Annotated in this window: 24 protein-coding genes and 1 pseudogene; 13 read left to right on the top strand and 12 right to left on the bottom strand. The window is 68.0% G+C overall.

Translation table 11 applies throughout. The features are described 5' to 3' along the window. Positions 1–14: 14 nt before the first annotated feature. Both ACIBQ1_RS08235 and ACIBQ1_RS08230 read right to left on the bottom strand, forming a co-directional pair. Positions 15–1,718: an AMP-binding protein gene (locus tag ACIBQ1_RS08235; protein ID WP_397275514.1), complete on the bottom strand. Its 1,704-nt coding sequence runs from the start codon at positions 1,716–1,718 to the stop codon at positions 15–17. Between the two features lie 13 nt (positions 1,719–1,731). Continuing rightward, positions 1,732–2,433 (bottom strand): TetR/AcrR family transcriptional regulator, encoded by a 702-nt coding sequence (locus tag ACIBQ1_RS08230; protein ID WP_397275513.1) that lies wholly within the window; start codon positions 2,431–2,433, stop codon positions 1,732–1,734. Positions 2,434–2,487: 54 nt separating this feature from the next. Here ACIBQ1_RS08230 and ACIBQ1_RS08225 point away from each other — a divergent pair, with 54 nt between their 5' ends. Then, complete coding sequence (locus ACIBQ1_RS08225) at positions 2,488–3,933, top strand: MFS transporter (protein WP_397275512.1); 1,446 nt, start codon at positions 2,488–2,490, stop codon at positions 3,931–3,933. Here ACIBQ1_RS08225 and ACIBQ1_RS08220 read toward each other — a convergent pair. Continuing rightward, positions 3,930–4,628: an alternative oxidase gene (locus tag ACIBQ1_RS08220; RefSeq protein ID WP_397275510.1), complete on the bottom strand. Its 699-nt coding sequence runs from the start codon at positions 4,626–4,628 to the stop codon at positions 3,930–3,932. The two genes, ACIBQ1_RS08225 and ACIBQ1_RS08220, sit on opposite strands and share 4 nt — an antisense overlap. A 246-nt stretch (positions 4,629–4,874) precedes the next feature. Here ACIBQ1_RS08220 and ACIBQ1_RS08215 point away from each other — a divergent pair, with 246 nt between their 5' ends. From ACIBQ1_RS08215 to ACIBQ1_RS08205, 3 genes are all read left to right on the top strand, one after another. Next, complete coding sequence (locus tag ACIBQ1_RS08215; RefSeq protein ID WP_397275508.1) at positions 4,875–6,170, top strand: aspartate aminotransferase family protein; 1,296 nt, start codon at positions 4,875–4,877, stop codon at positions 6,168–6,170. Then, a complete protein-coding gene (locus ACIBQ1_RS08210) occupies positions 6,167–7,672 on the top strand; it encodes a CoA-acylating methylmalonate-semialdehyde dehydrogenase (protein WP_397275506.1) in 1,506 nt (501 codons plus the stop codon). The genes ACIBQ1_RS08215 and ACIBQ1_RS08210 overlap by 4 nt, the downstream gene beginning before the upstream one ends. Positions 7,673–7,757: 85 nt before the next feature. Then, positions 7,758–8,873 (top strand): extracellular solute-binding protein, encoded by a 1,116-nt coding sequence (locus ACIBQ1_RS08205; protein WP_397275504.1) that lies wholly within the window; start codon positions 7,758–7,760, stop codon positions 8,871–8,873. A 129-nt stretch (positions 8,874–9,002) separates the two neighbouring features. Here the strand turns inward: ACIBQ1_RS08205 and ACIBQ1_RS08200 are convergent, their stop codons facing one another. Both ACIBQ1_RS08200 and gabT read right to left on the bottom strand, forming a co-directional pair. Continuing rightward, positions 9,003–9,203 carry a hypothetical protein gene (locus ACIBQ1_RS08200; protein WP_397275502.1) on the bottom strand — a complete coding sequence of 67 codons (201 nt, stop codon included), beginning with the start codon at positions 9,201–9,203 and terminating at the stop codon, positions 9,003–9,005. Between the two features lie 210 nt (positions 9,204–9,413). Next, a complete protein-coding gene (gene gabT, locus ACIBQ1_RS08195) occupies positions 9,414–10,742 on the bottom strand; it encodes a 4-aminobutyrate--2-oxoglutarate transaminase (protein ID WP_397275501.1) in 1,329 nt (442 codons plus the stop codon). A 140-nt stretch (positions 10,743–10,882) separates the two neighbouring features. Between gabT and ACIBQ1_RS08190 the strand changes: the two genes are divergently transcribed. After that, positions 10,883–12,505 (top strand): PucR family transcriptional regulator, encoded by a 1,623-nt coding sequence (locus ACIBQ1_RS08190; protein WP_397275499.1) that lies wholly within the window; start codon positions 10,883–10,885, stop codon positions 12,503–12,505. Here the strand turns inward: ACIBQ1_RS08190 and ACIBQ1_RS08185 are convergent. Then, positions 12,471–13,097 carry a TetR/AcrR family transcriptional regulator gene (locus ACIBQ1_RS08185; RefSeq protein ID WP_397275497.1) on the bottom strand — a complete coding sequence of 209 codons (627 nt, stop codon included), beginning with the start codon at positions 13,095–13,097 and terminating at the stop codon, positions 12,471–12,473. The two genes, ACIBQ1_RS08190 and ACIBQ1_RS08185, sit on opposite strands and share 35 nt — an antisense overlap. Positions 13,098–13,393: 296 nt before the next feature. Here ACIBQ1_RS08185 and ACIBQ1_RS08180 point away from each other — a divergent pair, with 296 nt between their 5' ends. Both ACIBQ1_RS08180 and ACIBQ1_RS08175 read left to right on the top strand, forming a co-directional pair. Beyond that, the gene (locus ACIBQ1_RS08180) at positions 13,394–14,821 is read left to right on the top strand and encodes an aldehyde dehydrogenase family protein (protein WP_397275495.1); all 1,428 of its coding nucleotides are present in this window, start codon (positions 13,394–13,396) and stop codon (positions 14,819–14,821) included. A gap of 115 nt (positions 14,822–14,936) precedes the next feature. Beyond that, positions 14,937–15,356 carry an excisionase family DNA-binding protein gene (locus ACIBQ1_RS08175; RefSeq protein ID WP_397275493.1) on the top strand — a complete coding sequence of 140 codons (420 nt, stop codon included), beginning with the start codon at positions 14,937–14,939 and terminating at the stop codon, positions 15,354–15,356. 186 nt (positions 15,357–15,542) lie between these two features. Here ACIBQ1_RS08175 and ACIBQ1_RS08170 read toward each other — a convergent pair. Next, positions 15,543–15,703: pseudogene (locus tag ACIBQ1_RS08170) on the bottom strand (DNA-binding response regulator); the annotation flags it as partial. A gap of 20 nt (positions 15,704–15,723) precedes the next feature. Between ACIBQ1_RS08170 and ACIBQ1_RS08165 the strand changes: the two are divergent. Both ACIBQ1_RS08165 and ACIBQ1_RS08160 read left to right on the top strand, forming a co-directional pair. Continuing rightward, positions 15,724–15,819: a transposase gene (locus ACIBQ1_RS08165; RefSeq protein WP_397275491.1), complete on the top strand. Its 96-nt coding sequence runs from the start codon at positions 15,724–15,726 to the stop codon at positions 15,817–15,819. 208 nt (positions 15,820–16,027) lie between these two features. After that, positions 16,028–16,762: a hypothetical protein gene (locus ACIBQ1_RS08160; RefSeq protein WP_397275490.1), complete on the top strand. Its 735-nt coding sequence runs from the start codon at positions 16,028–16,030 to the stop codon at positions 16,760–16,762. Between the two features lie 245 nt (positions 16,763–17,007). On the opposite strand, the gene ACIBQ1_RS08155 is transcribed toward ACIBQ1_RS08160, so the two are convergent. The 3 genes from ACIBQ1_RS08155 to ACIBQ1_RS08145 all read right to left on the bottom strand — a co-directional run bounded on the left by ACIBQ1_RS08155 (position 17,008) and on the right by ACIBQ1_RS08145 (position 19,689). After that, positions 17,008–17,613 carry a hypothetical protein gene (locus ACIBQ1_RS08155; RefSeq protein ID WP_397275488.1) on the bottom strand — a complete coding sequence of 202 codons (606 nt, stop codon included), beginning with the start codon at positions 17,611–17,613 and terminating at the stop codon, positions 17,008–17,010. 83 nt (positions 17,614–17,696) lie between these two features. Beyond that, complete coding sequence (locus ACIBQ1_RS08150; RefSeq protein WP_397275487.1) at positions 17,697–18,914, bottom strand: AAA family ATPase; 1,218 nt, start codon at positions 18,912–18,914, stop codon at positions 17,697–17,699. A gap of 73 nt (positions 18,915–18,987) precedes the next feature. Continuing rightward, the gene (locus tag ACIBQ1_RS08145) at positions 18,988–19,689 is read right to left on the bottom strand and encodes a hypothetical protein (protein ID WP_397275485.1); all 702 of its coding nucleotides are present in this window, start codon (positions 19,687–19,689) and stop codon (positions 18,988–18,990) included. A gap of 91 nt (positions 19,690–19,780) precedes the next feature. Between ACIBQ1_RS08145 and ACIBQ1_RS08140 the strand changes: the two genes are divergently transcribed. The 3 genes from ACIBQ1_RS08140 to ACIBQ1_RS08130 all read left to right on the top strand — a co-directional run bounded on the left by ACIBQ1_RS08140 (position 19,781) and on the right by ACIBQ1_RS08130 (position 22,638). Then, positions 19,781–20,509, top strand: a complete 729-nt coding sequence (locus ACIBQ1_RS08140; RefSeq protein ID WP_397275484.1) for a hypothetical protein — start codon at positions 19,781–19,783, stop codon at positions 20,507–20,509. A 226-nt stretch (positions 20,510–20,735) separates the two neighbouring features. Then, positions 20,736–21,215, top strand: a complete 480-nt coding sequence (locus tag ACIBQ1_RS08135) for an ATP-binding protein (protein ID WP_397275482.1) — start codon at positions 20,736–20,738, stop codon at positions 21,213–21,215. Between the two features lie 154 nt (positions 21,216–21,369). After that, complete coding sequence (locus ACIBQ1_RS08130) at positions 21,370–22,638, top strand: ATP-binding protein (protein ID WP_397275480.1); 1,269 nt, start codon at positions 21,370–21,372, stop codon at positions 22,636–22,638. Between the two features lie 24 nt (positions 22,639–22,662). On the opposite strand, the gene ispG is transcribed toward ACIBQ1_RS08130, so the two are convergent. Continuing rightward, positions 22,663–23,826 (bottom strand): flavodoxin-dependent (E)-4-hydroxy-3-methylbut-2-enyl-diphosphate synthase, encoded by a 1,164-nt coding sequence (gene ispG, locus ACIBQ1_RS08125; protein ID WP_397275478.1) that lies wholly within the window; start codon positions 23,824–23,826, stop codon positions 22,663–22,665. Between the two features lie 39 nt (positions 23,827–23,865). Continuing rightward, positions 23,866–25,044 carry a 1-deoxy-D-xylulose-5-phosphate reductoisomerase gene (gene dxr / locus ACIBQ1_RS08120; protein WP_397275476.1) on the bottom strand — a complete coding sequence of 393 codons (1,179 nt, stop codon included), beginning with the start codon at positions 25,042–25,044 and terminating at the stop codon, positions 23,866–23,868. Positions 25,045–25,242: 198 nt separating this feature from the next. Here dxr and ACIBQ1_RS08115 point away from each other — a divergent pair, with 198 nt between their 5' ends. Next, complete coding sequence (locus ACIBQ1_RS08115; protein WP_397275474.1) at positions 25,243–26,244, top strand: peptidase; 1,002 nt, start codon at positions 25,243–25,245, stop codon at positions 26,242–26,244. Positions 26,245–26,295 lie beyond the last annotated feature (51 nt).

The following is a 26,295-nucleotide window of genomic DNA, read 5'->3' as shown; positions in this document are numbered from 1 at the left end:
CCATTTACGCTTTGTCACGAGCTGAGGTCCTCCTCCCGGTATTCCCGGCGAGGTTCGCGCACCCGTAGCTCGACCCGGCGAATCTTGCCCGAGATCGTCTTGGGCAGCTCGCCGAACTCCAGCCGCCGCACCCGCTTGTAGGGGGCCAGCTCCCTGCGGGAGTGCTCGAAGATCGACCGCGCGGTCTCCTCGTCCGGCTCGAACCCGGGCGCGAGGGTCACATAAGCCTTCGGTACGGCCAGGCGTACGGGATCGGGGGCGGGCACCACGGCGGCCTCGGCCACGGCGGCGTGCTCCAGCAGCACGCTCTCCAGCTCGAACGGCGAGATGCGGTAGTCGGAGGCCTTGAAGACGTCGTCGGTCCTGCCGACGTAGGTGATGTAGCCGTCCTGGTCGCGGGTGGCGACGTCGCCGGTGTGGTAGAAACCGCCCCGCATCGCATCCGTCGATCCACCTATATATCCGGACATGAGGCCTACGGGGCGGCGGGCGTCCAGCGGCAGGCAGATCTCGCCGTCGTCCCCGGGTTCGCCGCTGACGGGGTCGATCAGCACGACCTCGTAGCCGGGCAGCGGCCGCCCCATCGATCCGGGCTTGACCGGCTCGTCCGGCGCGTTCCCGATCTGCGCGGTGGTCTCGGTCTGGCCGTAGCCGTCCCTGATCGTGATGCCCCACGCCTTGGCGACCTGGTCGATGATCTCCGGGTTGAGCGGCTCCCCGGCGGCCACGGCCGTGCGCAACGCCAACTCCGATTCATGGTCGCGCTCACTCGGCCCTCGCTGGTCACGCGAGCCACCGCTCTCGGGCCTGAACGTTCGCCGCTTCCACGATGCGAGGTCCTCCTGGATCAACATCCGCCAGACGGTCGGCGGCGCGCAGAACGTGGTGACCTGCTCGTCCCGCAGCACCTCCAGCAGCGCGGGCGCCGAGAAGCGCTGGTAGTCGTGGATCAGCACGGTGGCGCCCGCGTTCCAGGGGGCGAAGACGTTGCTCCAGGCGTGCTTGGCCCACCCGGGGGAGGACACGTTGAGGTGCACGTCGCCCGGCTTCAGCCCGATCCAGAACATCGTCGACAGGTGCCCGGCCGGATAGGACGCGTGCGTGTGCTCGACCAGCTTCGGCTGCGAGGTCGTGCCGGAGGTGAAGTAGAGCAGCAGCGTGTCGTCCGCCCGCGTCGGCGCGTCGGGGACGAAGAGCGTGCCCTCCTCGTACGCCTCGTGGTACGGCAGCCAGTTGTAGGCGTCGCCGACGGCGATCTTCGTGTACTCGCCGGCCCCGAACTTGCCCGCGTCGGCGGCGTTGGCGATCACGTGGGCGACGCCCCCGCGATTGAGGCGTTCGGAGATGTCCTTGGCGGTCAGCAGCGTCGTGGCCGGGATGATGACCGCGCCCAGCTTCATCGCGGCCAGCAGCGACTCCCACAGCTCGGCCTGGTTGCCCAGCATGAGCAGGATCCGGTCGCCCCGGCGCACGCCCTGCCGGTGCAGCCAGTTGGCGACCTGGTTGGAGCGGGCGGACAGCTCGGCGAACGTGTAGCGGGCGCTGCTCGCTCCCACGATCTTGAGAGCGACGGCGTCGGGGGTCTCGGTGGCGAGCACCCCGTCGAACCAGTCGAGCGCCCAGTTGAACTCCGCGAGCTCCGGCCAGCGGAAGTCGCGGCGGGCGGTGGCCGGGTCGGCGTGGAGGAGGAAGTCGCGGGCGGCACGGAAATGGCTCATGCCCCGGATCCTGCTACGTCGCCAGCCGCCGCTCAAGGCCGTCGAGCACCGACACCAGCCCGAAGTCGAAAGCCACCTCGCGGACGGCCTGCGGATCGTCGTAGGCGGTCATCTCGATACGCTCCAGCATGTCGGGATAGTCCTTGACCGCCCTGGTGACCATCTCCTGCATGTGGGCGGGGTCGTACTGGTGCTCGCCCATGGCGGAGTTCCAGGCGACCTCGGGGATGGTCATGCCATAGACGTAGGCGGTGAGTGTGCTGCCGGCGTAGTCGACGTCCATCCCCTTGAACCCGGCCAGCCGGAACATCCGCCGCATCCGGTCGGCGACCTGGATGGCGTTGGGGCCGAGTGCGGGCAGGCGGCCGAGGAGGTCGGCCGACCACGGGTGACGCAGGATCACCGCGCGCATGCTGTGGGCCAGGGCCGAGGCCGTGTCGCGCCAGCCGGCCTCCTCCGGCTCGGGCATGGTCATCTCGCCCCACACCTGGTCGTAGACCAACTCCAGGAGCTCGTCCTTGTGGGCGACGTACCAGTAGATGCTGGTGGCGCCCGCGCTCAGCTTGGCGCCCAGCTTGCGCATGCTGAGCCCGTCGAGGCCCTCCGCGTCGAGGAGCTCGATGGCGGCCTGGACGATCTCCTCACGGCTGCGCCCCGGGCTCGCGGTCTTGCGCGGCTCGCGAAGCCATACGGAGGCGAACTGCTTGCCGGTCATCCTCCAAGGATAAATCCACTCGCACACTGTTCGAGAGTGTCTTACAGTGTGCGAGTGGACTCGAACACTGTACGAGACCCCCGCCGCTGGTGGATTCTCGTCGTACTCTGCTTGGCGTTGCTGGTGCTGGTCGTCGACAACACCGTGCTCAACCTCGCCATCCCCTCGCTGAACGAGGAAATGGGCGCGTCGGCGTCGGACATCCAATGGATCATCGACGCGTACGTGCTGGCCTACGCCGGACTGCTGCTCACCTCGGGCAGCCTGTCCGACAAGTACGGCCGCCGCCTGTTCCTGATCATCGGCCTGGCGTTCTTCGGCGGCGCGTCGCTGCTGGCCGTGCTCGTCACCGAGCCCTGGCAGCTCATCGCCGCCCGTGCCCTGATGGGCATCGGCGGATCGCTGGTCATGCCCTCGACGCTGTCGATCCTGATGACCGTCTTCGACGAGGCGGAGCGGCGCAAGGCGATGGCCTCCTGGAGCGCGGTGGCCCTGGTCGGCATGGTGTCGGGCCCCACCCTGGGCGGCCTCATGCTGCAGCACTACTGGTGGGGCTCGGTCTTCCTGGTGAACATCCCGATCGCGGCGATCGCCATCGTGGCCGCCGTCGTGCTCATGCCCGAGAGCCGCAGCAGCGGGCGGAAGATCGACCCGGTGGGCGTGGTGCTGTCGACCGTCGGCCTGACGGCGGCCGTGTACGTCATCATCGAGCGCGAGTGGAACGTGATCGGCATCGCGATCGCGGTCCTCGCCCTCGGCGGCTTCGTGGTCTGGGAGCGCAAGCAGGCGCAGCCGATGCTGCCCCTGCACCTGTTCGCCAACCGCAACTTCAGCGGCGCGTCGTTCTCGATCCTGCTGATGGCCTTCGGCGCGGGCTCCGTGATGCTGATGCTGACCCAGTACCTGCAGTTCGTGCTGGGCTACGAGGAGATGCAGGCCGGCCTGGCCATGCTGCCCTACGGCGTGGCCGCCGCGATCTTCAACGGCGTCGGCGCCGGCCTGGGCAAGAAGGCCAGCAACAGGGTGCTGATCGGAGCCGGCCTGCTGGTGATGGCCGGCGGGTTCGTCGTCATGGCGATGACCACCGGATACCCCGGGCTTCTCACGGGGCTGGTGATCATGGGCGTCGGCGGCGGGCTGGCCGGGCCGTCCGCGTACGCCTCGCTCATGGGCGCCATCCCCATCGAGCACGCCGGCGTCGGGTCGGCGCTCAACGACACCGTCCAGCAGGTCGGCATGGCGCTGAGCATCGCGATCCTGGGCAGCGTGCTGGCCGGGCAGTACACCTCGCAGATGCCCGCCGACCTGCCCGCCGCCGCCAGGGAGTCGGTCGGCGGCGCGCATCTGTCGGGCTTCGCCGAGGTCGGCAACCAGGCGTTCACCTCGGCCATGCATCTGGGCTCGTGGGTCGGTGCCGCGTTCTGCGTGGCCGCCGCGCTGCTCGCGATTTCCGTGCTGCGCCCGGCCGCGGCGGCCCCGGCGGAACCCGTGAAGGTCTAGCGGACACGGGGCTCCCGCATGCTCTCCACGCTGTCGAGCTTGTGGGTGCGCTCGTCGTGGCCGATCTGCCGGAGCAGGTCGGCCACCGAGCGGTAGCGGCCGTACTCGGCGGCGTACGTGCCGGGGTCGGGCACGAAGTCCAGCTCCGGGTTCTCGGCCACGAACGTCATGTACTCGTGCTCGGCGTGGTCCTCGAACTCCGCGTTCAGCCGGTAGCTCCAGTCGGGTCTGACCAGGAACAGCACCCAGGACACGTGGTAGTAGAAGAACGCGATCAGCCAGGGCGCGGCCCGGTGCAGCAGCCAGGTCTGCCGCTGCCCGGAGCGCTGCACCAGGTCCTGCAGGATCAGCAGGTGCCACTGCTCGTTGTCCTGGTCGGCGCGGGCCTCCACGATCCGCTCGAAGACCCTCCTGGCCAGCGCCGAGCGTCCCCGGTGGCGGTGCACGGCCCAGTAGCCCATCCGCTCCCACGCCTGGTACGGCACGCGGGCGATGATCTCCAGCATGGCGAACTTCGTGTACGAGCCCTGCTTGCCGTACATGATGTCCACGGGCTTGAACATCATCCTGGCCAGCAGGCTGTACTTCATGCGCGGGGTGTCCAGCGTGTCCTGCTGGGCGCGGCGGAGCTGGTCGCGGTCGAGCTTCGGCGGGCCGGAGGGCGCTTCGGGCCGGCGGTCGAGGGTGACGGTCATCTCGATCTCTCCTTCGTCGTCGGGATGATCCGATGGTGGCCGACCGGCACGGCCCCGGTCGTCGCCCGCCGGTGGTCATCCGGGGTGCCTCCGGCGGCGTAGTGGCCGCGCGCCGCGTACATCGCCAGGCGGACGGGACATCCCCTAGGGGATGCCGAGGTAGTTTGCAGGGTGTAAGCGAACTTTTCCGTCCCCCGACAGGTTGTAGGTGGGAGTCAAAGGAGAAGAAAAGGGATACTCGGTAGCATGTCGGAGCTTCTCGCGCGCCACCGGGCAGTGATGCCGAACTGGTTGGCACTCAACTACAACGAGCCCATCGAGATCGTCAGCGGCAAGGGCAATCGTGTCATCGATGCCGACGGCAAGAGCTACCTGGACTTCTTCGCCGGAATCCTGACCAACATGATCGGGTACGACGTGCCCGAGGTGCGCGAGGCCGTCGAGCGCCAGATCGCCACCGGGGTGGTGCACACCAGCACCGTCTACCTGCTGCGCGGCCAGATCGAGCTGGCCGAGAAGATCGCGCGGATCTCCGGCATCCCCGACGCCAAGGTCTTCTTCACCAACTCCGGCACCGAGGCCAACGAGACCGCCCTGCTCCTGGCCACGTACGCGCGCAGGACCGACCAGGTGCTCGCCATGCGGCAGAGCTACCACGGGCGCAGCTTCGGCACGATCGGCGTCACCTCCAACCGCGCCTGGAAGAACAACTCGCTCTCCCCGCTCAACGTGACCTTCCTGCACGGCGCCGACCGGCATCTCGCGCAGTTCAAGGGCATGTCGGACGCCGAGTACATCCAGGCGTGCGTGGACGACCTGCGCCACGTGCTGGCCACCGCGGTCTCCAACGACGTGGCGGCGCTGATCGCCGAGCCGATCCAGGGCGTGGGCGGGTTCACGATGGCCCCCGACGGGCTGTTCGCCGCGTACAAGGAGGTCCTGGACGAGCAGGGCATCCTGTTCATCTCCGACGAGGTCCAGACCGGCTGGGGCCGTACGGGCAGCTCGTTCTTCGGCATCGGGAACCACGGCGTGACCCCCGACATGATGACCTTCGCCAAGGGGCTGGGCAACGGGTTCGCCGTCGGCGGCGTCGTGGCGCGCGGCGACCTGATGGATGCCCCGCACGCCGTGGGCCTGGCCACGTTCGGCGGCAACCCGATCTCCATGGCCGCCGCCAACGCCACCCTCGACTACGTGCTCGACCACGACCTGCAGGCCAACGCCGCGCGTACCGGTGAGATCATCGTCAGCGGCCTCAAGGAGGCCGCCGAGCGCCTGTCCGTGGTCAGGAGCGTGCGCGGCAAGGGCCTGATGTTCGCCGTCGAGCTGGAGAGCCCCGCCCAGGCCGCCCGCTTCATGGAGGAGACCAAGAAGGCGGGCCTGCTGGCGGGCAAGGGCGGCCTGTACGGGACCGCCATCCGCATGGCCCCGCCCCTCACCCTCTCGGTGGACGAGGCCGTCGAGGGCCTCGGCATCATCGTGACCGCCCTGGAAACGATCAACGCAGAAACCATCAACGCAGAGGCAGCAGCCCAGTGAAGTCCGTCAAGCATTGGATCAACGGAGCGCTCGCGGACGGGGACTCCCGCGCCGCCGAGCTCTTCGACCCCGCGACCGGCGAGGTCGGCGGCCACGTGGCGCTGGCCTCCGTGGCCGACGTGGACGCGGCCGTGGCCGCGGCCGTCGCGGCCTTTCCCGCCTGGCGGGACGCGTCGCTGGTCAAGCGGGCGCAGGTGCTGTTCCGCTTCCGCGAGCTCATGTACGCGCACCGCGACGAGCTGGCCGCGCTGATCTCCGCCGAGCACGGCAAGGTCCACTCCGACGCGCTCGGTGAGGTGGCCCGCGGCCTGGAGGTCGTGGAGTTCGCCTGCGGGATCCCCCACCTGCTCAAGGGCGGCTTCTCCGAGGGCGTCTCGACCAGGGTCGACTCCTACTCGATCCGCCAGCCGCTGGGCGTCGTGGCCGGCATCACGCCGTTCAACTTCCCGGCCATGGTGCCGATGTGGATGTTCCCCGTCGCGATCGCGTGCGGGAACGCCTTCGTGCTCAAGCCGTCGGAGAAGGACCCGTCGGCCTCGCTGCTCATGGCGCGGCTCTGGACGGAGGCCGGGCTGCCCGACGGCGTGTTCAACGTCGTGCAGGGCGACAAGGTCGCCGTGGACCGGCTGCTGGAGCACCCCGACGTGCGCGCCGTGTCGTTCGTCGGCTCCACCCCGATCGCCCGCTACGTGTACGAGACCGGCACCGCGCACGGCAAGCGCGTGCAGGCCCTCGGCGGCGCCAAGAACCACATGCTCGTCCTCCCGGACGCCGACCTCGACCTGGTGGCGGACTCGGCGGTGTCGGCGGGGTTCGGCTCGGCGGGGGAGCGGTGCATGGCGATCTCCGTCGTGCTGGCCGTGGACCCGATCGGCGACGAGCTCGTCCAGAAGATCGTCGAGCGGGTGGACGAGCTGGTGATCGGCCCGGGCGACGACCCGAAGTCCCAGATGGGGCCGCTCGTCACCGAGGTGCACCGCGACAAGGTCGCCTCCTATCTCGACCTCGGCGTCGAGGAGGGCGCGAAGCTGGTCGTGGACGGCCGCGAGACGGCCGTGCTGGGTGGCGGCAAGGCCGCCGAGACGCCCGGCTTCTGGCTCGGCCCGACCGTGCTCGACCACGTCCAGCCGGGCTCGCGGACGCACACGGACGAGATCTTCGGGCCGGTGCTGTCGATCGTGCGGGTCTCCTCGTACGAGGAGGGCCTGGAGATCATCAACGGCGGCCTGTACGGCAACGGCACCGCGATCTTCACCAACGACGGCGGCGCGGCCAGGCGCTTCCAGAACGAGGTCGAGGTCGGCATGGTCGGCATCAACGTGCCGATCCCGGTGCCGATGGCCTTCTACAGCTTCGGCGGCTGGAAGTCCTCGCTCTTCGGCGACACGCACGTGCACGGCACCGAGGGCGTGCACTTCTACACCCGCGGCAAGGTCGTCACCTCGCGCTGGCTCGACCCCTCGCACGGTGGCGTGAACCTGGGCTTCCCCACCAACAAGTAGACGCCGGTACCCGGGGCGGGCGGGACGTACGTCTCTCCCGCCCCACTCCCCTGTAAGCTCCAGCACACATGGACAGGGGGACATCGTGAATCGTGGGTCTTATGCGCTGGCGCTCGCCGCGGCGGCGCTGGTCGCCGGCATGGGCGCGGCGCGACCCACCCCGACCCCCACCCGCACTCCCGCACCGACGCCCACCCCCACTCCCAGCGCGACCCAGAGCGACGGCACGCTCCAGATCCTCACCTACCGCGGATACGCCGAGTACGGCGGCACCAGCCCCAAGGTCAACTGGGTGGGCAACTTCGAGAAGGAGACCGGCTGCCGGATCGCCAAGCTCGACACCGTGCAGAGCGCGAAGGAGATGGAGGACCTGGCCGGGCAGCGGCCGTACGACGTCATCTCCGCCGGGCCCGTGCTGGCCGCCAAGCTGATCAAGGACAAGCAGGCGCAGCCCATCGACCCGGCCAAGGTGAGCGGCTACGACGACATCGACAAGCGCTTCCGCGACATGTCCACCGTGTCGGGCAAGGTGTACGGGGTGCCGTACCTGTGGGGCTACCACGAGTTCATCTACGACTCGACCAAGGTCAAGGGCGATCTGAAGCAGGCGTTCGCCTCCGACCGGGTGGCGCTGAGGGACAGCCCGCTGACGATCGCCGACGCCGCGCTGGCCGACGGCTCGGCGAAGGACCCGTACGAGCTGACCGAGGACCAGCTCGACGGCGCGGTGGCGCTGCTGGAGCAGAGCAAGGGGCGCACGTACTGGCGCAGCCCGGTCGACCTGGTGCAGGGGTTCGCCACCGGGTCGCTCGACTACGCCCAGGCCACCCCCTACTACCGGGTGCTCCTGCAGAAGGCCGGGAAGCCGGTGAAGACGCTCCAGACGCCCGAGACGACCGGGTGGGTGGACTCCTGGATGCTCGGCGCGAACGTCCCCGACACCACCTGCGCCTACCGGTGGCTCAACTGGGTGACCGCGGTCGGCGCGCAGCGTGACGCCGCCGCGTGGTCGGGGCTGGCCCCGGCCAGCGCCAAGGCGTGCAAGGGGCGGGCCAAGGCGATGTGCGAGCTGTACGGGAGGGGAAAGAAGCTCGACCGGGTCGCCTTCGCCGTACGGCCTCCCGGGGGTTGCCGGGCGGAAGATGGGGAATGCACTGATTATCTCACTTGGCTGGATAGGTGGCAGAAGCTCGCGAAATGAGCGAGCCGCCGATCCTCCTGTGACAGTACGGCGGGCACGCCCGTTCCCCCCTGGGCGCGGCCTGCGGGGACGCCCCGGGCCTTCCCCCCCGTCCCGGGGCGTCTCGTTGGCGTCCGCCCTGTCGCCGGCTCAGCGGAACGGGAAGGCCACCACCGTGGACTTGGGTGTGGGCAGAAGCGCCTCGGCGCAGTCGCCACAGGCCAGGACGGCCGAGTCGTCGGGCAGGCGCCCCACGCGCACGCGGGGTCGCGGCCATCTCTTGTGACAGACGACGCAGGCGTCGCCGTCGCGCTGGGCCCACGTCAGGCCTTCAGGGTCGAACGTCAACATACTTCGCGCCGTTCCGGTCGGACTCCAGTTCATCACGCTTCCTGCAGCCATCGCCCATCCGTATACCGGATCGTTTATAACCCTGACTGCGGCCGTGAGTGTCCTGCTGAGCGTCAAGTCAGGGTGAATTCTCTACCCGAGCGGCGCCACTTACACCACAAAATCGGGCATCCAGCCGCAAGCCGGATGCCCGATTGGTGGGGTTTTCTTCTAGAGTTCGGCGACCGCCTTCTCCAGGATGCCGAGGCCCTCCTCAAGCAGGTGCTCGGGGATGACGAGCGGGGGCAGGAAACGCAGGACGTTTCCGTACGTACCGGCTGTCAGGACCAGCAGGCCCTCGGCGTGACAGCGCTTGACGATCTCCTGGACGGCGGCGGGGTTCGGCTCCTTGGTGCCCGGTTCGACCAGCTCGATCGCGATCATCGCGCCCCGGCCGCGGACGTCGCCGATCACGTCGAAGCGCTCCTGGAGGGCCTTGAGCCGGGGGAGCATGATCTCGCCGATGCGGCGGGCCTTCGCGACGAGGTCCTCCGCCTCGATGGTCTCCAGCACGCCCAGCGCAGCCTCGCAGGCCAGGGGGTTGCCGCCGTACGTGCCGCCGAGGCCGCCGGCGTGCACCTTGTCCATGATCTCCGCGCGCCCGGTCACGGCGGCCAGCGGCAGGCCGCCCGCGATGCCCTTGGCAGTGGTGATGATGTCGGGCACGACGCCCTCGTCCTCGCAGGCGAACAGGCTGCCCGTCCTGGCGAAACCGGTCTGCACCTCGTCCGCCACGAACACGATGCCGTTGGCCTCGCAGAACTCCGCGATGCGCGGCAGGAAGCCCCTGGCCGGCACGATGAACCCGCCCTCGCCCGCGATCGGCTCGATCACCACGGCGGCCACGTTGTCCGGGCCGATCTGCTTGGTGATCATGTCGATGGCCTGCGCAGCGGCCTCCTCGGCACAGTTCTCGGCGCCGGTGGGCCAGCGGTACGGGTAGGCCAGCGGCACCCGGTACACCTCGGGCGCGAACGGGCCGAACCTGTGCTTGTACGGCATGTTCTTGGCCGTCAGCGTCATCGTGAGCAGCGTGCGGCCGTGGTAGCCGTGGTCGAACACGACGACGGCCGGCCGGCCGGTGGCGTGCCTGGCGATCTTGACCGCGTTCTCCACGGCCTCGGCGCCCGAGTTCACCAGGAACGTGCGCTTCTCGTGCTCGCCCGGGGTCAGCTCGTTGAGCTTCTCGCACACCTGGACGTACGACTCGTACGGGGTGACCATGAAACAGGTGTGGGTGAAGTCGGCCACCTGCTTCTGGACGCGTTCGACGACCTTGGGCGCGGCGTTGCCCACGTTGGTCACGGCGATGCCGGAGCCGAAGTCGATCAGCGAGTTCCCGTCGGCGTCCTCGATCACGCCGCCGCCGGCACGGGTGACGAAGACCGGCAGCGTGGTGCCGATGCCGGGCGGGACGGCGGCCTGCTTGCGGGCCAGCAGCTCCTGCGACTTGGGGCCTGGGATCGCGGTCACGACGCGCCGCTCCTGGGGAATGCTCATGGTTTTGACGCTACGGCGGGCTCCCACCTGCGCCGATACGTCGATATGTCACACTGGAGGTGGTCGTCTTTGCCGAAATGGACAAATTTCGTATGCCACCTACGCTCCGGACCGTCGTCCGCCGCATGAGCCTCCGGCCGGTGGCCGGAATTCCGGGCCACGGGGCCGCCGGCGTGTGGGACGCCGCGGTGCGCTGGGTGGCGGTCAGCGAGCTCGCGGACCCGACGCCGTACCTGGAGGGCGGGGAGTTGCTCCTCACCACGGGCATGCGGATGGAGGGCGACCAGTCCCAGTATGTCGCCCGCCTCGTGGCCCGCGGCGTCGCCGGGCTGGGCTTCGGGGTCGGCGTCTCGCACGAGGAGGTGCCCCCGGCCCTGGTCGCCGCCGCTGAGGAGGCGGGGCTGCCGCTGTTCGAGGTGCCGCGCGAGACCCCGTTCATCGCGATCGGCAAGGCGGTCAGCGAGCTGCTGGCGGCCGAGCAGTACGACGAGATCAGCCGCGCCTTCGCCGCCCAGGGCCGGCTGACGCGGGCGGCGCTCCGGCCGGAGGGCATGCACGCGGTCGTCGATCGGCTCGCCAAGGAGGTGGGCGGGTGGGCCGCGCTGCTGGACGAGGCGGGCGAGGTGCGCCATGCCACGCGCGGCGCCGACACGGACGCGGTCGTGTCCGAGCTGGCCCGCCTCCGTGGCGAGCCGGGCGGCGAGGGGGCCACGCGCGGCGGCGGCGGTGGCGACGCGCGTAACGATGGCGTTGCGCGTGGTGGCGGTGGGGCGCGTGGCGGTGGTGGTGGCGGCGCGCGTGGTGGCGGTGGGGCGCTGCCTGCGAGCCTGGCTTTGTCGGGGCCGGGGGAGCACATCGTGGTGCAGCCGCTGGGCGGCGGGGCGCGCCCGCGCGGCTTCTTCGCCGTCGGGGCCGGGCAGCCCTTCTCGCCCGTCACCCACACGGTGATCAACGCCGCTGGATCCCTGCTCACCCTGGCCCTGGAGCAGGGCAGAACCAAGCTGGCGGCCGAGCGGCGAGCCCGCTCCGCCGTACTGGAGCTGCTGCTCTCGGGCGCGAAGGAGCAGGCGCGGACGGTCCTGGAGCCGCTCGGCGGGCGGCTCCCCGAGGAGCCGCTGGCGGTGCTGGCGGCGGATCCCGACGCGCTGGAGGCGCTGGATCAGCACGCGTTCGCGGCCCTGCTCGATCCCGCGGGCTCCGCGCCGCCGTCGGGGCAGCCGAAGCATCCGCTGGCCGTCGCCCTGGTGCCCGACGCCGTGGCGGAGAAGGCGGCGCTGGAGGCGGACGCGCCGGTGGGCGTGAGCCTGCCGTGCGGCTACGCCCCCGAGAGCCTGAAGGGCGCGCTGGACCAGGCGCGGCGCGCGCTGGACGCCGCCACGGGCGGTGGGGCGCCGGGGAAGGGAGGCGGGCGGGTGGTGACGTTCGGGGAGCTGGCCGGGCAGGGGCTGCTCGGGCTGCTCGACCGGGCCGCCGCCCAGGCGTTCGCCGCCGCGCTGCTGGCCCCCCTCACCGCGTACGGCTCCCGGGCCGACCTGGTCGAGTCGCTGCGCGCGTACCTGGGCAGCAACGGCCACTGGGACGCGGCGGCGCAGCGGCTCGGCGTGCACCGCCACACGCTCCGCTATCGCATGAAACGCGTCACCGAGCTGCTCGGACGCGACCTCGACGACCCGGGCGTGCGAGCGGAGCTGTGGCTCGCGCTCGAAGCCACCCGCCGCCGGCGCGCTGCTACTCCTGCTTCTCCACCAGGTAGCAGCAGATGATCGCCGTCGTCACCGCCTCGTACGTGCTCCCGTCGCGCAGGTGACCGGCGCGTTCCAAACCGATCGCCCCCTGGGCCGCCGCCCACAGCGCGTCCGCGATCTTGCGGGGCTGGGTCGGGATCAGGTAGCCGGCCGAGATGCAGTCGGCGATGACCCGGTCGAGGATGTTCAGGGCGGCGCGGGCCAGGGTCCTGGCGCGCTCGCTGGGTTCGAACCCGGGGATCGCCCGCTCGAACATCAGGCTGTAGTAGCCGGGCTCGGACAGGCACGCCTGCCGATAGGCGGGCCCGAGCGCGGACAGGTGCTCGAACGGGTTGCGCCGCGACGGCACCGCCTCCAGGAAGCGTCGAAACCGCTCGAACCCCTCCAGATACAGCGCCTCCGCCAGCCCCTCCCGGTTGCCGAACATCGTGTAGATGACGGTCGTCGTGCAGCCCGCCTCGGCCGCGATCCTGCGCATGGTCAGGCTGTCGGGCCCGTCCGACTCGAGGAGGTTCACCGCCACGTCGAGGAGGCGGGAGCGAAGCTCGTCGTGGGTGGCGCGTTCGCCCAGGAGGTAAGCGCCCTGCAGGCCCAGCGGGGCCGAGGTCATGAGACCTCCCTTGCGCCCAAGGACCAGCTATGCGTCCTTGTGACCTCACGCCGTTCGGTCACGGGGCCCACGCCTTTCTCAGATCGGGGGCCCACCGCGCTGGAGACCCGCACCCGATGACTTAGCCATGGCGGAGATCGCTCAAACCACTCCGCATGGTAAACATCCCGAATTGGGTCTACTTCCGTTACATCATGGGTATACCAGGGAGCTTGTACTTAACGGTGAGCCCTGAGGGGAGTCTTGTGCACCCTGGTGTAAATCCCCCATCTTCCGCTTGGCATAACGTCATGAGTATGGACGTGCGTACCTTCTGGCTGGCCGGCCGCGCCGCGACCGGGGACTCCGAGCTCACTGTGACCAACCCCCTTGACGGCCGCGAGGTCGGGCGGCACTCCGTACCGACGGATGCCCAGGTCGAAGAGGCCATCGCGGCTGCTCACGCGGTGTCGCGGGAGGCCGCCGCGCTGCCCGTGCACGTGCGCGCCGAGGCGCTGGCCCATGTGTCGCGGCGGCTCGCCGAACGGGCCGACGAGATCGCCCACCTGATCACGGCCGAGAACGGCAAGCCGATCTTCTGGGCGCGCGGCGAGGTCAACCGCGCCATCGCCACGTTCCGCTTCGCCGCCGAGGAGGCCCGCCGCTGGTCCGGCGACGTGCAGCGGCTCGACACCGAGCCCGCCGCGGCCGGGCGGCTGGCGTACCTGTCGCGCGTCCCGTACGGGCCCGTGCTGGCCATCACCCCGTTCAACTTCCCGCTGAACCTGGTCGCCCACAAGGTCGCCCCCGCCATCGCCGTCGGCGCCCCCGTCATCGTCAAGCCCGCCCCCGCCACACCGCTCTCCTCGCTCCTGCTCGGCGAGATCCTGGCGGAGACGGACCTGCCCGCCGGGATGTTCTCGGTGCTGCCGATCGAGAACGAGCGTGCCTCGGCGCTGGTCCAGGACCCCCGGCTCCCCGTGGTGTCGTTCACGGGCTCCGCGCCCGTCGGGTACGCCATCGCCGACCAGGTCCCGCGCAAGCACGTGACGCTCGAACTGGGCGGCAACGCCGCCGCCGTCGTGCTGTCCGACGCCGACCTCGACTGGGCCGCGCAGCGCATCGCCCTGTTCTCCAACTACCAGGCCGGCCAGAGCTGCATCGCCGTGCAGCGGGTCATCGTCGAGCAGCCCGTGTACGACGCCTTCGTCGAGCGCCTCCTCCCGGCCGTCGCCGGCCTCGTCACCGGCGACCCGGCGGACGAGAAGACCCAGGTGGGCCCGCTGGTCTCCGAGGCCGCCGCGAAGCGCGTGGAGCAGTGGGTCGACGAGGCCGTCGCCGCGGGCGCCCGCGTCCTGGCCGGCGGCACCCGCGAGGGCGCGACGATCGCCCCGACCGTGCTGGCCGACGTCCCGCACGACGCCAAGGTGGCGTGCGAGGAGGTCTTCGGCCCCGTCATGATCCTCCAGCCCGCCGCCTCGATCGACGAGGCGTACGCGCTGGTCAACGACTCGAAGTACGGCCTGCAGGCCGGGGTGTTCACCCGCTCCCTGGACGCCGCCTTCCGGGCGAACCGGGAGCTGGAGGTGGGCGGCGTGATCATCGGCGACGTGCCGTCGTACCGGGCCGACCAGATGCCGTACGGCGGGGTCAAGGACTCAGGGATCGGGCGCGAGGGCCTTCACTCGGCGATGACGGACCTGACGTACGAGAAGGTCATGGTCCTGACGGGTCTGACACTCTGAGACGGCCTGCCGTAATGGATGTTCGTTTCGTTCGTTTCCCTGCTATGGCCGAGACGGGTGAGAGGAGGTCCACCTGACGACTGAACTTGCCGAGCGGACGATCCTCCCGCCGGGGGTGCCGCTGGATCGGTTGGCTGATGTGGTGCGGCACTCGTGCGGGGGGCGTGGTGAGTTGGTTGCAGCGGCTGGAGAGCGGATCGTTCTGCCCGGTGAGGTGTTTGAGGTTCTTCGGTTGGTGGTGCTGGCGATGGCCGCGGGGCAGGCGGTCACGATCGCGCCACATCATCAGACACTGACCACCCAGGAAGCCGCCGATCTGCTGGGCGTGAGTCGACCGACGGTGGTCCGGCTGCTGGAACGCGGTGAGATCCCCTTCGAACAGCCTGGACGGCACCGCCGGATTCTGCTCCGCGAGGTGCTGGCCTACCAGGATCGGCATCGTCATCAACGCCGAGCGTCCTTGGACCGGATGGTGGAGATCTCCGAAGAAGCCGATCTGTACGAGGTAACCGCCGACCCGCGTCGCACCAGGTGACCGGAGGGCGGGATGACCTTCAGCGTCCTACTCGACACGTGCGTGCTGTATCCGGCCTATCTACGGGACACACTGCTGCGCCTGGCGGAAGCGGGCCTGTCCGGCCGTTGTGGTCAGCAGGGATCCTGGATGAGCTGGATCGCAACTTGATCGAGGCGGGCATCCCCGCTCAGGTCGTGCGCCGACTGAGGGGGGCAGGACCGGCTCGCCCGCGGCGGCGCGGACGGCGCGCAGGAGTTCGTCGGTGGGGCGTCTTTGAGGAGGTAGCCGGTGGCGCCGGCTTCGATGGCGGGCAGGTCGTCGGAGTCGCCGTCGAAGGTGGTCAGGACGAGGGTCTTGATGTGAGGGTGGGAGTGGCGTACTCGCCATGTTGCCGCACGCCACGCTGGTGGTCGACCACTTCCACATCGTGCAACTGGGCAACCAGGCCCTCACCGAGGTCCGCCGCCGCGTCACTGTGTAGGTGCGCGAGCGGGTGGAGGGGTATGCGCGGGCGGTTGTTGGCGCTCCTGGTTTTGTTGGTATGCATCGGATGCTCCGCTGAACAGCCTCAGGCGTTGCCGGCTAATGGCAGATGGCTTTTAGCTGTACAGGCAGGCTCCATTAGGCAGCCTGAAAATTATCTGATTGAGTCTGACGCTACAACTACAAGGCGTGTCGAGCGCTGTTCAGTGGATTCTGACATAGAGACTCTTGTGCTTAGTCGCGACGGCCGCTCTTTGCTTCTCTTGGGTTGCTGGAACCAAGACGCTCCAGGTGGCGGCAGCTATGCGATAAGAGGTTATGTTGGCGGGGCGGTTGAGGATTTGGACATCGATGCCTCGACTGGTGCTTGGATCGACAATTTTCGCGTTGTGCTGGGAGATTCATCAGGAACGATAAAGCGAGTAGACTTCTCCAAATCTCCGCCAAGCGTTTCTGTGATTGGACGCCTCCAGGGTGCTGTTAAATCGGTGGATATTAGTCCTTCTGGTGATCGGCTTGTCGCCCTAACTGATCAACGGAAAAGCGGTTCCGAATCTGTGGCTGCCCCAGTCGCTGTCATCGTGTCATTGAAGACCAATGAACACGCATATATATCTTTGCCAGAAGGGGCATCTGCTGCTTTTTGGAGAGGCGATCAAAAGATCATATTGGAGGCTGGCAATCATTGGATAATTGTCGATACAGGAACGGCAAAAGTTATTGAGCGTCGGCTGCGACCTGCTTCTCCCGCTCCCGGCAACACCCGGGAGGAAACACGTTGTAATTTGGCCGGCTCTGCCAGTGTCTATGTCATTGGCTGGTGTCTCAAAAGCGGACAACTTGTAAAATTGGATGAAAATGGCGGCATGTCGGTAATTGCGAATATTCCTACAAAAGATTCATTCGCAAGCGTAAGTGTTGCTTCCGACTTGGTACGCTGAGAAATTTCATCCTGAGTAACGGCCCTGTCTAACCCCGATCTTTCACGATCTTGAGGGGTGAACCGCTATCACTTAATGATCTTGAATTGGGTGGGTGATTCGAGGTTGGCGCATGCCGAGGGCCCGACCGGGGTTGGCCGGGTGTGACCCTTGGTCTCCCCTGACGGGCCGGTCGGGGCCTTTCACCTGGTCGGGATAGGACGGCCCGAGCGTCACGGGGGTGTGAGGACGGCTCCGACTTATGATCAACGGGGGCGGCGGGGAATTCTCTCCGCCAGGTGATTCGCGCAGCACTCGATAGCACTGCTGCGGAATTGGGCGTACGACCGGTTCTGGCCCACTGGTCGGGCGACCAACCCGAGTTCGACCGCCTTCTCCAGGATGAGTGGCGCGTCGGACTCCCGATAGCGTCCGGCCGAGACCTCCGCTTTCAACACCTTTTTGGGATCCTCGATCCGGCCGGTGTCCTTGCCTCGATACTTCGCGGGGACCGACCAGGATGATGCGAAGGCGCTCAATGCCTCCGGAAAGAGCAGGAGCCACGCCTCGATCTCGGCAACGGCCAGGACGTAATGCGCCGTTCCCGACCGCATAGCCGCCGCCAGAGCCTTCTCGACCCGCTCGCGGATCACTGGGTGTTGGTCGCTGTCCACACCATCGAGATCTTCATGTACGAAGACGCAGGCGACCTCTGCCTCCTCCAGTACGGCCCGAGCGCGTACTTTACCCGCCAGCGTCTCCGCCCGGGCGGCCAAGGTGGTGCTGCTCGCCGTGTGAAGGGTGGGCTTGTCGTTGATCTCAACGATGCGGCCACGCATGTCCGGGCACCATTGCTCCAGCAGCACCCGCATACTACGTCTGTCGTTGCGGTCTTCGCCCGCGAGAACGACGATCGGCTTCCGCGTCGCCTTGACACGGGTACCACCACGACGGCTCACAGATCACCACCCAGCGCTCCCGAAAACCAAAGCTCCCCGAGCGGAAGCCCCTCGCTGGCTCGGACGATTTCCTTGACCTTGCTTCTGGAGACCGCCGGAATCAGTGACGAGCCATCATCGCTCCGCTCGCACACGACGAGTTCCTCTGGCTTGAGCCGATCGGCCAGTGCCGGCGAATGGGTGGCAATGATGAACTGGGTCCTGTCACCGGCCTCCCGCACTCGCTCGACCAGCAGTTCCAACGCCTGCGGATGCAGCCCGTGATCGATCTCCTCAACGCAGGTCAATGCGGGTGGGTGCGGGTCGTACAGCATGGCGAGCAGCCCCAAAAGCCGGATGGTGCCATATGAGGCGTCCGGCAGCGGCGTCGGCTCGCGCAATCCCCGCTCCCGCAGCATCCCTAGAACGGTAGGTCCGACGTGGTTGAACTCAATGGCCTCCAACTGGGGCAATACCTCGACCGCATCGACCTGCAACCGCTGCCAGGCGTCTGGCTCGTTGGTGCTCAGCCAGAGGAGAAAGGTCGACAGGTTGGAGGCGTCACTCGCGATTGCTTCGCCGATCCGGATCGGCGCCCGAGTGGGTCGCGCCGCAGCCTGAACATCCACGTCGAAGATGCGGAAACTACCGAGCAGCCCCGCGACCTGAGCTGTGATCGGCCCAAATTTCGCATCGCTGAGTCGTGGCAGCGTGGACAGCCCACTGCTAAACGGTTGGATGCCGATCTCGTCAACGTCTCCAGGTGCTTCTAGAGATGGTTTCGAGGTGGCGGATGGGTCCAGGGCGTGGGTGATCGCAGACTTGTTCACGACCGTGATCGTCCGCACCCGGTGCCGCTCTGTGCCGGACCGGAAGATCTCTTCCCGGGCGAACGGGGTCCCGGTGATCCGTAGGTCGTACTCATCTTGCCGGTCGCCTGGATCGGGCGACCAGGATCCCTTGATCCCGATCCGAATGTAGTCAGCCGGTACGCTGCCGCCGTGGAAGACCAGCCGCTCGAATCCACCACGCTGGTCCAGTGCCGGGACGAGATCTGTGCGCACAATGTCGGCCAGAAACCGGAACACTTCCAGCACGTTCGTCTTGCCTGCGCCGTTCGGCCCGACAAGCACGTTGACCGGCCCCAGCGGAAGGGCGACCTCCCGCAGGCTGCGGAAGTTCTCCACCTCCAGAGAGAACAATCGATGATCCGCCACCGTGCTCACCTGCTCCACGTCTTAACTCCACACCGTCGGCCCTATCAGCGGCAACAAGGCTACGCGTGCTCGCCCCTCCGCGTTGTACCGCTTATTGCCACACGCCGTGGGCTCGGAGGTTCTCATCCAGCTGGCGGACGCGAGCGTTGCCCGCCCAGGGCTCCAGTCGGGCGCGCGCTTTTGTGAGTTGGTCGGTCAGGCGGGCCGAACTGTGCCGCGAGGCGATGTCAGCGGCCTCCGTAAGCCTGGACGCTGCCTCGGGGATCTCCTTGGCCAGGGTCAGGGCCTCGGCGTAGCTGACGAGCGCAAATCCCCGATCGAGCTTGAACTGCTGCCCCAGCCCGGCCAGTGACCGCTGCACCGCCGCAATGGCGGGTCTGGATTGCTTCAGCTGGATCAGCGACGGGGCGGCTCTGCTCTCCGCCATCGAAGGCGACATCCAGTAGAGGAACGACGGTTCGCTGCTCTTGGGTGTGTCGGCCATGGCGACCGCGCGGTCGTGTGCCCGGGCGCACGCCGAAGATTCTCCGTCGGAGGCGTGCGCCATCGAGAACAACGACTCGTTCAGCGACCGCACTAGATTGCTTGATGACCGGGCAGCCCAACTCTGGGCGGCAAAGGCATGGTCGAGGACCGTAGTTGTCCGCTGCTGATCGGCTGCCGCCCTGCCCAGCCAGAAATGCAGGTAGCTGATCAACGTCGGATCGCCGAGGTCGAGCGCCGCCCGCAGCCCGTCGTTCAGTGCATCCTCGGCTGCCGCATAGTCGAGCAGGTCGTAGGCGAGATAAGGCAAGCTGTGACATCTGCGTGTATGCACTCAGCAGGCGGTTACGGAGGAGGGGCGGCATCTGCTCGCAGGCAAGCACCTGCCCGAGGGCTGTGCGATGTCCGTTCACCACCGGGAGCAGTGTCGCGGGCCCGTACAGGTCATCGGCCTGGCGCGCGTGCATCGTGAGCTTCTCGAACGTGCGCGCCGTCGCCTCGTCCACTCGCCACGTGCTGCGCAGCACCCCGGCGAGACGTTCTTCCTCATCGGGGGAGAGAACCCGCAAGAAGTCCAGGGCTCGTATTCCGCCCAATGCCAGGGCCAGTTGGAAGAGCAGTTCCCGTCGTTTCACGTCGGTCTCCTCAACGCCGATGGCGCGCAGCAAGTGCACGCACGCCGAGGCGTTCAGACCAGTGGCTGCTGCGCTCGCCTCCATGGTGACATGGCCTGTCCGTTCCGGGGATGGGCGTCGCTTGGTGTCCAGGTCGCGGAAGTCCGCACTATCGATCAGGTCGCGGTCGGTGTTGCTGCAGGCCGCCGGGTCGCCGACCAGGCTCCGCGCGGTGGTCTGGTAGATCCTCGCCAACGTGACCAGAAGGCGGGCAGGCGGTCGGCGTCCGTCCCCAGACCAGTTCTCGTAGTCGTAGAAGCGGGCTTCGCGCAGGCAGGCCGTGCCCGCCGGGTCGGCGTCGTTGGCCAGGGCTACCATCTCGGCGGCGGTGCGGCCGTGGGCCAGCCGGTACAACCGCAGCGGGCTGACCGGATGCGTGAGCGCGAGGACGTCGGCGATCTGGTCCCAGGTGAAGTTCTTCTCGCGCAGGTGCTTGCTCCACGAGCGAGCCTGTAGCAGCACGCGATATCCCTCGCCGGACATGACGCACGCACCCTTCTCACCTGGGATTGCGTACGGATTGTACATCCATGGTCACGGAGTGATCGAGTGGTTTCCGCTTGAGGGATATCGAGTGCCGATCTTCGTGGATTCCCGCAGGTCAGTAGCGGTGCCATCAGGGGTGGTCAACTCATCCCGGGGTGGGGGTTTCCCAGCGCGTCTGCTGCGTCACCGTATGTGCATGCATGATGTTGCCGAAACGCTCATCCCTCGTCAGGTCAGGCGCGAGCACGTGGACGCGATGATCGATCTGCGCCCCGGCGGTCTGACCTGGCGGCGCACCTTCCCCGGCACCCCCCACCAGGTCCCATACGCCCGCCAATTCGTCCGCTACCTCCTGGCCGACTCCCCATGCCGGGACGACGCCGAACTCATCGTCGCAGAGCTCGCCGCCAACGCCGTCCAGCACACGAGCAGCGGTCACCCCCGCGGCACATTCATCGTCGAGGTCACCCGGACCACCGCCACGGTCACCGTCGCCGTCTACGACTGTGGGTGGGGCGGCACACCACGCTTTGGCGTACGTGGCCGTACTGACGCCGAGCACGGGCGAGGGCTGGCCGTCGTAGCGAAGATTGCCGACCGGGTCGGTTACGAAGGCAATGATGAGGTCGGGCACAGGGTGTGGGCCCGGATCCGTCGCTGTCAGCCGACGACCTGAGGACTCGAGTCGTCGCGGACGCGGAACTCTCACGAGATCATCGCCAGATGAACTGCACCCACCAGAGAAAATGTCGAGAACATGGCGGAGAAATTGTGGGGTAGAGGTAGGATCGAATGTCGAGTAGGCAGTGGAGGATTTGTGGGGTGGCTTGATGGCGGACGGACTGCGGGGTGTGATTCCCCGGCGCGCGCTGGAGCTCGCTGAGGATTCCCTTGCGTCGTTCCGTGTCGTGGTCCTGCACGGTGCTCGCCAAACAGGCAAGACCACCTTGGCCAGGCAACTGGCGGGGCGCCTCGGTGCCGCGTACGTCACGCTCGATCGCGGAGAGGATCGAGATGCCGCTGAGCGAGATCCCCGCACGTATCTCAGAGAATCGGGCACGCCTCTGGTGATCGGCGAGGTGCAGCGAGTTGGCGAGCCCCTTGTCCTGGCGATCAAAGAGGTGGTGGACACCGACAACAGTCCCGGGCGGTTCCTGCTGACCGGATCCAGCAACTTCCTCACCGTCCCGTCCATCGCCGAGACGCTTGCCGGCCGCGTCGACCTTCTCACGCTGTGGCCGCTCTCGGTGGGGGAGCTCACCGGTGGTAGCGATGATTTCGTTGATCGCGCCTTGGGCGACCCCGCCGCCCTGATCCACTACGACCGGCCCACCCTGGAGCGCCAGACGTACTTCGAGTATCTGTGCGCTGGGGGTTATCCCGAGGTGCAGCGCTTCGCCGGGAGGTCCCGAGGCCGTTGGTTCCGCCAATACGTTCGGACGGTCCTGCAACGAGAAGTTCAGGTGGCCGCCGACATACGCCGAGCCGATGAGTTGCTCAACATGGTCCATCTCTTCGCGGCGACCACCTCACAGGAACTCGTCATGAGCACGGTCGCGAATCGGCTGGGTCTGGATCGGGTGACCGCGTCCACTTACCAGCCATGGCTGGAAACCACATTCCTGGTGCATCGCTTGCCGGCATGGAGCAGGAACCTGTCCGCCAAGGTGGTCAAGAGGCCCAAGCTCTACATGGCGGACACGGGAGTCGCGGCCGGGCTGTTGGGCAAGGATGCGACGGCGCTACGCCGTCCTACAGATCCCGCGGCGGGTGCGATGTTCGAGACCTTCGTGGTCAACGAACTGGCGAAGCAGCTCACCTGGAGCAACACTCTGGCCAGGATGTTCCACTTCCGTGAGTCCGGCGGCACGGAAGTGGACATCGTGCTCGAAGCTGCGGATGGTCGGGTGCTCGGCATCGAGGTGAAAGCGAGCTCTACCCCACGCGAAGAGGACTTCCGTGGGCTCTCCTACTTGCGTGATCGTCTCGATCGGTGTGGTGACTCGTTCGTGGGTGGGATCGTTCTGCATACGGGAGAGCGCCGTCTGTCATTTGGCGACCGGCTATGGGCCCTGCCGGCCTCCGACGTCTGGGGATGACGGTCTTCCGCCGGCCAGAAGTCGTCAGCTCACCGTGACCACGGGGCCGGAGTCGTCGTCGAGCTCGACGTCGACGCCCATCTCCTCGGCCAGCCGGAGCGCCTCCTCGATCAGCGTCTCCACGATCTGCGACTCCGGCACCGTCTTGATGACCTCGCCCTTGACGAAGATCTGCCCCTTGCCGTTGCCCGAGGCCACCCCCAGGTCCGCCTCCCGGGCCTCCCCGGGCCCGTTCACGACGCAGCCCATCACGGCCACCCGCAGCGGCACCTTCAGGCCCTCCAGCCCGGCCTGCACCTGGTCGGCGAGGGTGTAGACGTCTACCTGGGCCCGGCCGCAGGACGGGCAGGAGACGATCTCCAGGCCGCGCTCGCGCAGCCCGAGGGACTCCAGGATCTGGGCGCCGACCTTGACCTCCTCCACCGGAGGCGCGGAGAGGGAGACGCGGATCGTGTCGCCGATGCCCTCCGCCAGCAGCGCGCCGAAGGCGACGGCGGACTTGATGGTGCCCTGGAAGGCGGGGCCGGCCTCGGTGACGCCCAGGTGGAGCGGGTAGTCGCACTTGGCGGCGAGCAGCCGGTAGGCGTTGATCATCACGACCGGGTCGTTGTGCTTGACCGAGATCTTGATGTCGCGGAACCCGTGCTCCTCGAACAGCGAGCACTCCCACAGCGCCGACTCCACCAGGGCCTCGGGCGTGGCCTTGCCGTACTTCTGCAGCAGGCGCGGGTCGAGCGAGCCGGCGTTGACGCCGATCCGGATCGGCACCCCGTGGTCGGAGGCCGCCCGGGCGATCTCGCCCACCTTGTCGTCGAATTTCTTGATGTTGCCGGGGTTGACCCGGACTGCCGCGCATCCCGCCTCGATGGCGGCGAACACGTACTTCGGCTGGAAGTGGATGTCGGCGATGACCGGGATCTGCGACTTTTTGGCGATGATCGGCAGCGCGTCGGCGTCGTCCTGGGACGGCACGGCCACGCGTACGATCTGGCAGCCGGACGCCGTGAGCTCGGCGATCTGCTGCAACGTGGCGTTGACGTCGGCGGTCACCGTGGTCGTCATCGACTGCACCGAGACGGGTGCGTCGCCGCCGACGGGCACGCTGCCGACCATGATCTGGCGCGAGTGTCGGCGTTCGGCGAGCGGCTTGGGACGGACCGTCGGGATGCCGAGAGCTACAGAAGACATTTCAACCCTTACTGTGACGACGGTTTCCAGTCTAGGTAGTCAGCGGGACAGCTCGATCGCGCGGGCCCGGGCCCAGGCGTCGGCCGCGAGCACCTCCTCGACGGAGTCGGCCGGGGTGACCTGGTGCTCCTCGACGACCTTGGCCACGGTGTCGACGATCGCCAGGAACGGCAGCTCGCCCCGCATGAACGCGTCGAGGCACGCCTCGTTGGCCGCGTTGTAGACGGCGGGCGCGGTGCCGCCCTCGCCGCCGACGTGCCTGGCCAGCGCGACGGAGGGGAACGCGACGTCGTCGAGGGGCTCGAACGTCCACGTGTGCGCCCTGGTCCAGTCGATGGCCCGTGCCGCACCCGGGATGCGGTGGGGGTGGCCGAGCGCGAGCGCGATCGGCAGCCGCATGTCGGGCGGGCTGGCCTGGGCCACGGTCGAGCCGTCGACGTATTCCACCATGGAGTGGACGATCGACTGCGGGTGGACCACGACCTCAATGCGGTCGAAACCCAAGTCGAACAGCAGGTGCGCCTCGATGACCTCCAGCCCCTTGTTGACCAGGGTGGCGGAGTTGATCGTGATGACCGGGCCCATCGACCAGGTGGGGTGGGCCAGCGCCATCTCGGGCGTGACGTCGGCCATCTCCTCGCGCTTCATCCCCCTGAACGGCCCGCCGCTCGCGGTGATCACGAGCTGCTTGACGCTGTCGGGGTCGTAGCCGTCGGGCCCCGAGGCCCACAGGCACTGCTGCACCGCCGAGTGCTCGGAGTCGACCGGGAGGATCTGGCCGGGCTTGGCGAGCCGCTTGACCAGCGGGCCGCCGATGATCAGCGACTCCTTGTTGGCCAGGGCGAGGGTCCTGCCCGCCTCCAGCGCGACCAGCGTGGAGGTCAGCCCGAGTGCGCCGGTGATGCCGTTGAGCACCATGTCGCACTGCTGGCCGGCCACCTCCGCGACCCCTTCGGGGCCGCCGAGCACCGTGGGCCTCGCGCCGTGCGCGGACAGCGCCTCCTTCAGCGCGGGCACGGCCGCGGGGTCGGCCACCGCGACGACCTCGACGCCGAACGCCGCCGCCTGCCTGGCCAGCAGGTCGACCTTGCCGCCCCCCGCCGCCAGCCCGGCGACCTTGAAACCGCCGGGGTTGGCGGCGATGACATCGAGGGCCTGGGTGCCGACGGAGCCGGTGGAGCCGAGGACGACGACCGAGCGCAGGGTCTCTTCATGCACGCGTCCATTGTCCCCGCTGCAGGGCGCGCTCGGGCACGGGGTGCCGCCCCTGCCCAAATCCCTGCACTTATGTGACCTGAGATAACGCAGTGAATTTATGCCGGAATACGGCTATAGCGGTATGCGCAAATCTTGAGAAATCTGGATATTGGTACGACTACCTTCCGTACCCCAGGTCCGGTTTTCGGGAGGTACGTAATGCACCGCGCAGTCGTTCTGCTTTCCCTCTTCACGCTCACCGCCGGCGGCGCCGCGCTGCTGCCCGCCGGTGGGGCGCAGGCCGCCGTGCAGATGCGGCCGAAACCCGCCCAGCACGCGGCGGCGGACACCGCGTCCGAGCAGCGGCAGGTCCTGACGTACTGGACCGAGCAGCGGATGGAGGCGGCCCAGCCGCTGGACGCGCCCGGCCCCAAGAAGGGGGCGAAGATGGCGCTGGGAGAGCCTGCCGAGGGCACCCCGTGGACCGCGCCGCCCACCGGGGCGACCCGCGCCGGGGCGGAGCTGCAGGCGGCCAGGTCGTCCGGCGGGCCGTGGACCGGCTCCGGCGCGGTCGTGAAGACCACCGGCCGGGTCTTCTTCACCACGCAGGGGCGCAACGCCTCCTGCTCGGGCTCGGCGGTGACCAGCGCGAACAAGAGCGTGGTCCTGACCGCCGGCCACTGCGTCAAGCTGAACGGAACGTTCCACACGAACTGGGTCTTCGTGCCCGGCTACAACGCCGGCAACCGGCCGTCCGGCACCTGGGCGGCCACGAAACTGCTGACCACGCAGCAGTGGAACGCGAGCGAGGACATCAACTTCGACGTCGCCGCCGCCGTGGTCGCGCCCCTGGAAGGCAAGACGTTGGTGGACGTCGTGGGCGGCCAGGGCGTCGCGTTCAACCAGGGCAGAAGGCAGCAGATGTACGCGTTCGGCTACCCGGCGGCGGCGCCGTACGACGGCTCGAAGCTCATCTACTGCAGCGGGCGGACGTTCGACGACTTCCTCATGAGCCAGGACCACGGCCTGACCTGCAACATGACCGGCGGTTCGAGCGGCGGTCCCTGGATGCTGAATTTCAACGAGTCGACGGGACTCGGCACGCAGAATTCGGTCAACAGCTTCAAATACAACTTCGCTCCCAACTGGATGTTCGGCCCATATTTCGGGAACGAGGCGCAGAACGTCTATCAAGCAGCCCAGAGCACCAACGCACTCTGAGGAATTTACCGAAAGTAGTCACAAGAACACATCTCGTAGTGCACACTCGGG

It is taken from the genome of Nonomuraea sp. NPDC050153, assembly GCF_044460125.1.
In the GTDB taxonomy this organism is placed as follows: Bacteria; Actinomycetota; Actinomycetes; order Streptosporangiales; family Streptosporangiaceae; genus Nonomuraea.
This window is presented reverse-complemented; position numbering and strand designations above follow the sequence as displayed.

Bases quoted from the DNA above. Each gene is read 5' to 3' on its own strand.
- ACIBQ1_RS08235 (WP_397275514.1), bottom strand. From the start codon at position 1,718: ATGAGCCATTTCCGTGCCGCCCGCGACTTCCTCCTCCACGCCGACCCG.
- ACIBQ1_RS08230 (WP_397275513.1), bottom strand. From the start codon at position 2,433: ATGACCGGCAAGCAGTTCGCCTCCGTATGGCTTCGCGAGCCGCGCAAG.
- ACIBQ1_RS08220 (WP_397275510.1), bottom strand. From the start codon at position 4,628: ATGACCGTCACCCTCGACCGCCGGCCCGAAGCGCCCTCCGGCCCGCCG.
- ACIBQ1_RS08215 (WP_397275508.1), top strand. From the start codon at position 4,875: ATGTCGGAGCTTCTCGCGCGCCACCGGGCAGTGATGCCGAACTGGTTG.
- ACIBQ1_RS08200 (WP_397275502.1), bottom strand. From the start codon at position 9,203: ATGTTGACGTTCGACCCTGAAGGCCTGACGTGGGCCCAGCGCGACGGC.
- gabT (WP_397275501.1), bottom strand. From the start codon at position 10,742: ATGAGCATTCCCCAGGAGCGGCGCGTCGTGACCGCGATCCCAGGCCCC.
- ACIBQ1_RS08185 (WP_397275497.1), bottom strand. From the start codon at position 13,097: ATGACCTCGGCCCCGCTGGGCCTGCAGGGCGCTTACCTCCTGGGCGAA.
- ACIBQ1_RS08180 (WP_397275495.1), top strand. From the start codon at position 13,394: ATGGACGTGCGTACCTTCTGGCTGGCCGGCCGCGCCGCGACCGGGGAC.
- ACIBQ1_RS08165 (WP_397275491.1), top strand. From the start codon at position 15,724: ATGTTGCCGCACGCCACGCTGGTGGTCGACCACTTCCACATCGTGCAA.
- ACIBQ1_RS08155 (WP_397275488.1), bottom strand. From the start codon at position 17,613: ATGCGGGTGCTGCTGGAGCAATGGTGCCCGGACATGCGTGGCCGCATC.
- ACIBQ1_RS08140 (WP_397275484.1), top strand. From the start codon at position 19,781: ATGTCCGTTCACCACCGGGAGCAGTGTCGCGGGCCCGTACAGGTCATC.
- ACIBQ1_RS08135 (WP_397275482.1), top strand. From the start codon at position 20,736: ATGCATGATGTTGCCGAAACGCTCATCCCTCGTCAGGTCAGGCGCGAG.
- ACIBQ1_RS08130 (WP_397275480.1), top strand. From the start codon at position 21,370: ATGGCGGACGGACTGCGGGGTGTGATTCCCCGGCGCGCGCTGGAGCTC.
- ispG (WP_397275478.1), bottom strand. From the start codon at position 23,826: ATGTCTTCTGTAGCTCTCGGCATCCCGACGGTCCGTCCCAAGCCGCTC.
- ACIBQ1_RS08115 (WP_397275474.1), top strand. From the start codon at position 25,243: ATGCACCGCGCAGTCGTTCTGCTTTCCCTCTTCACGCTCACCGCCGGC.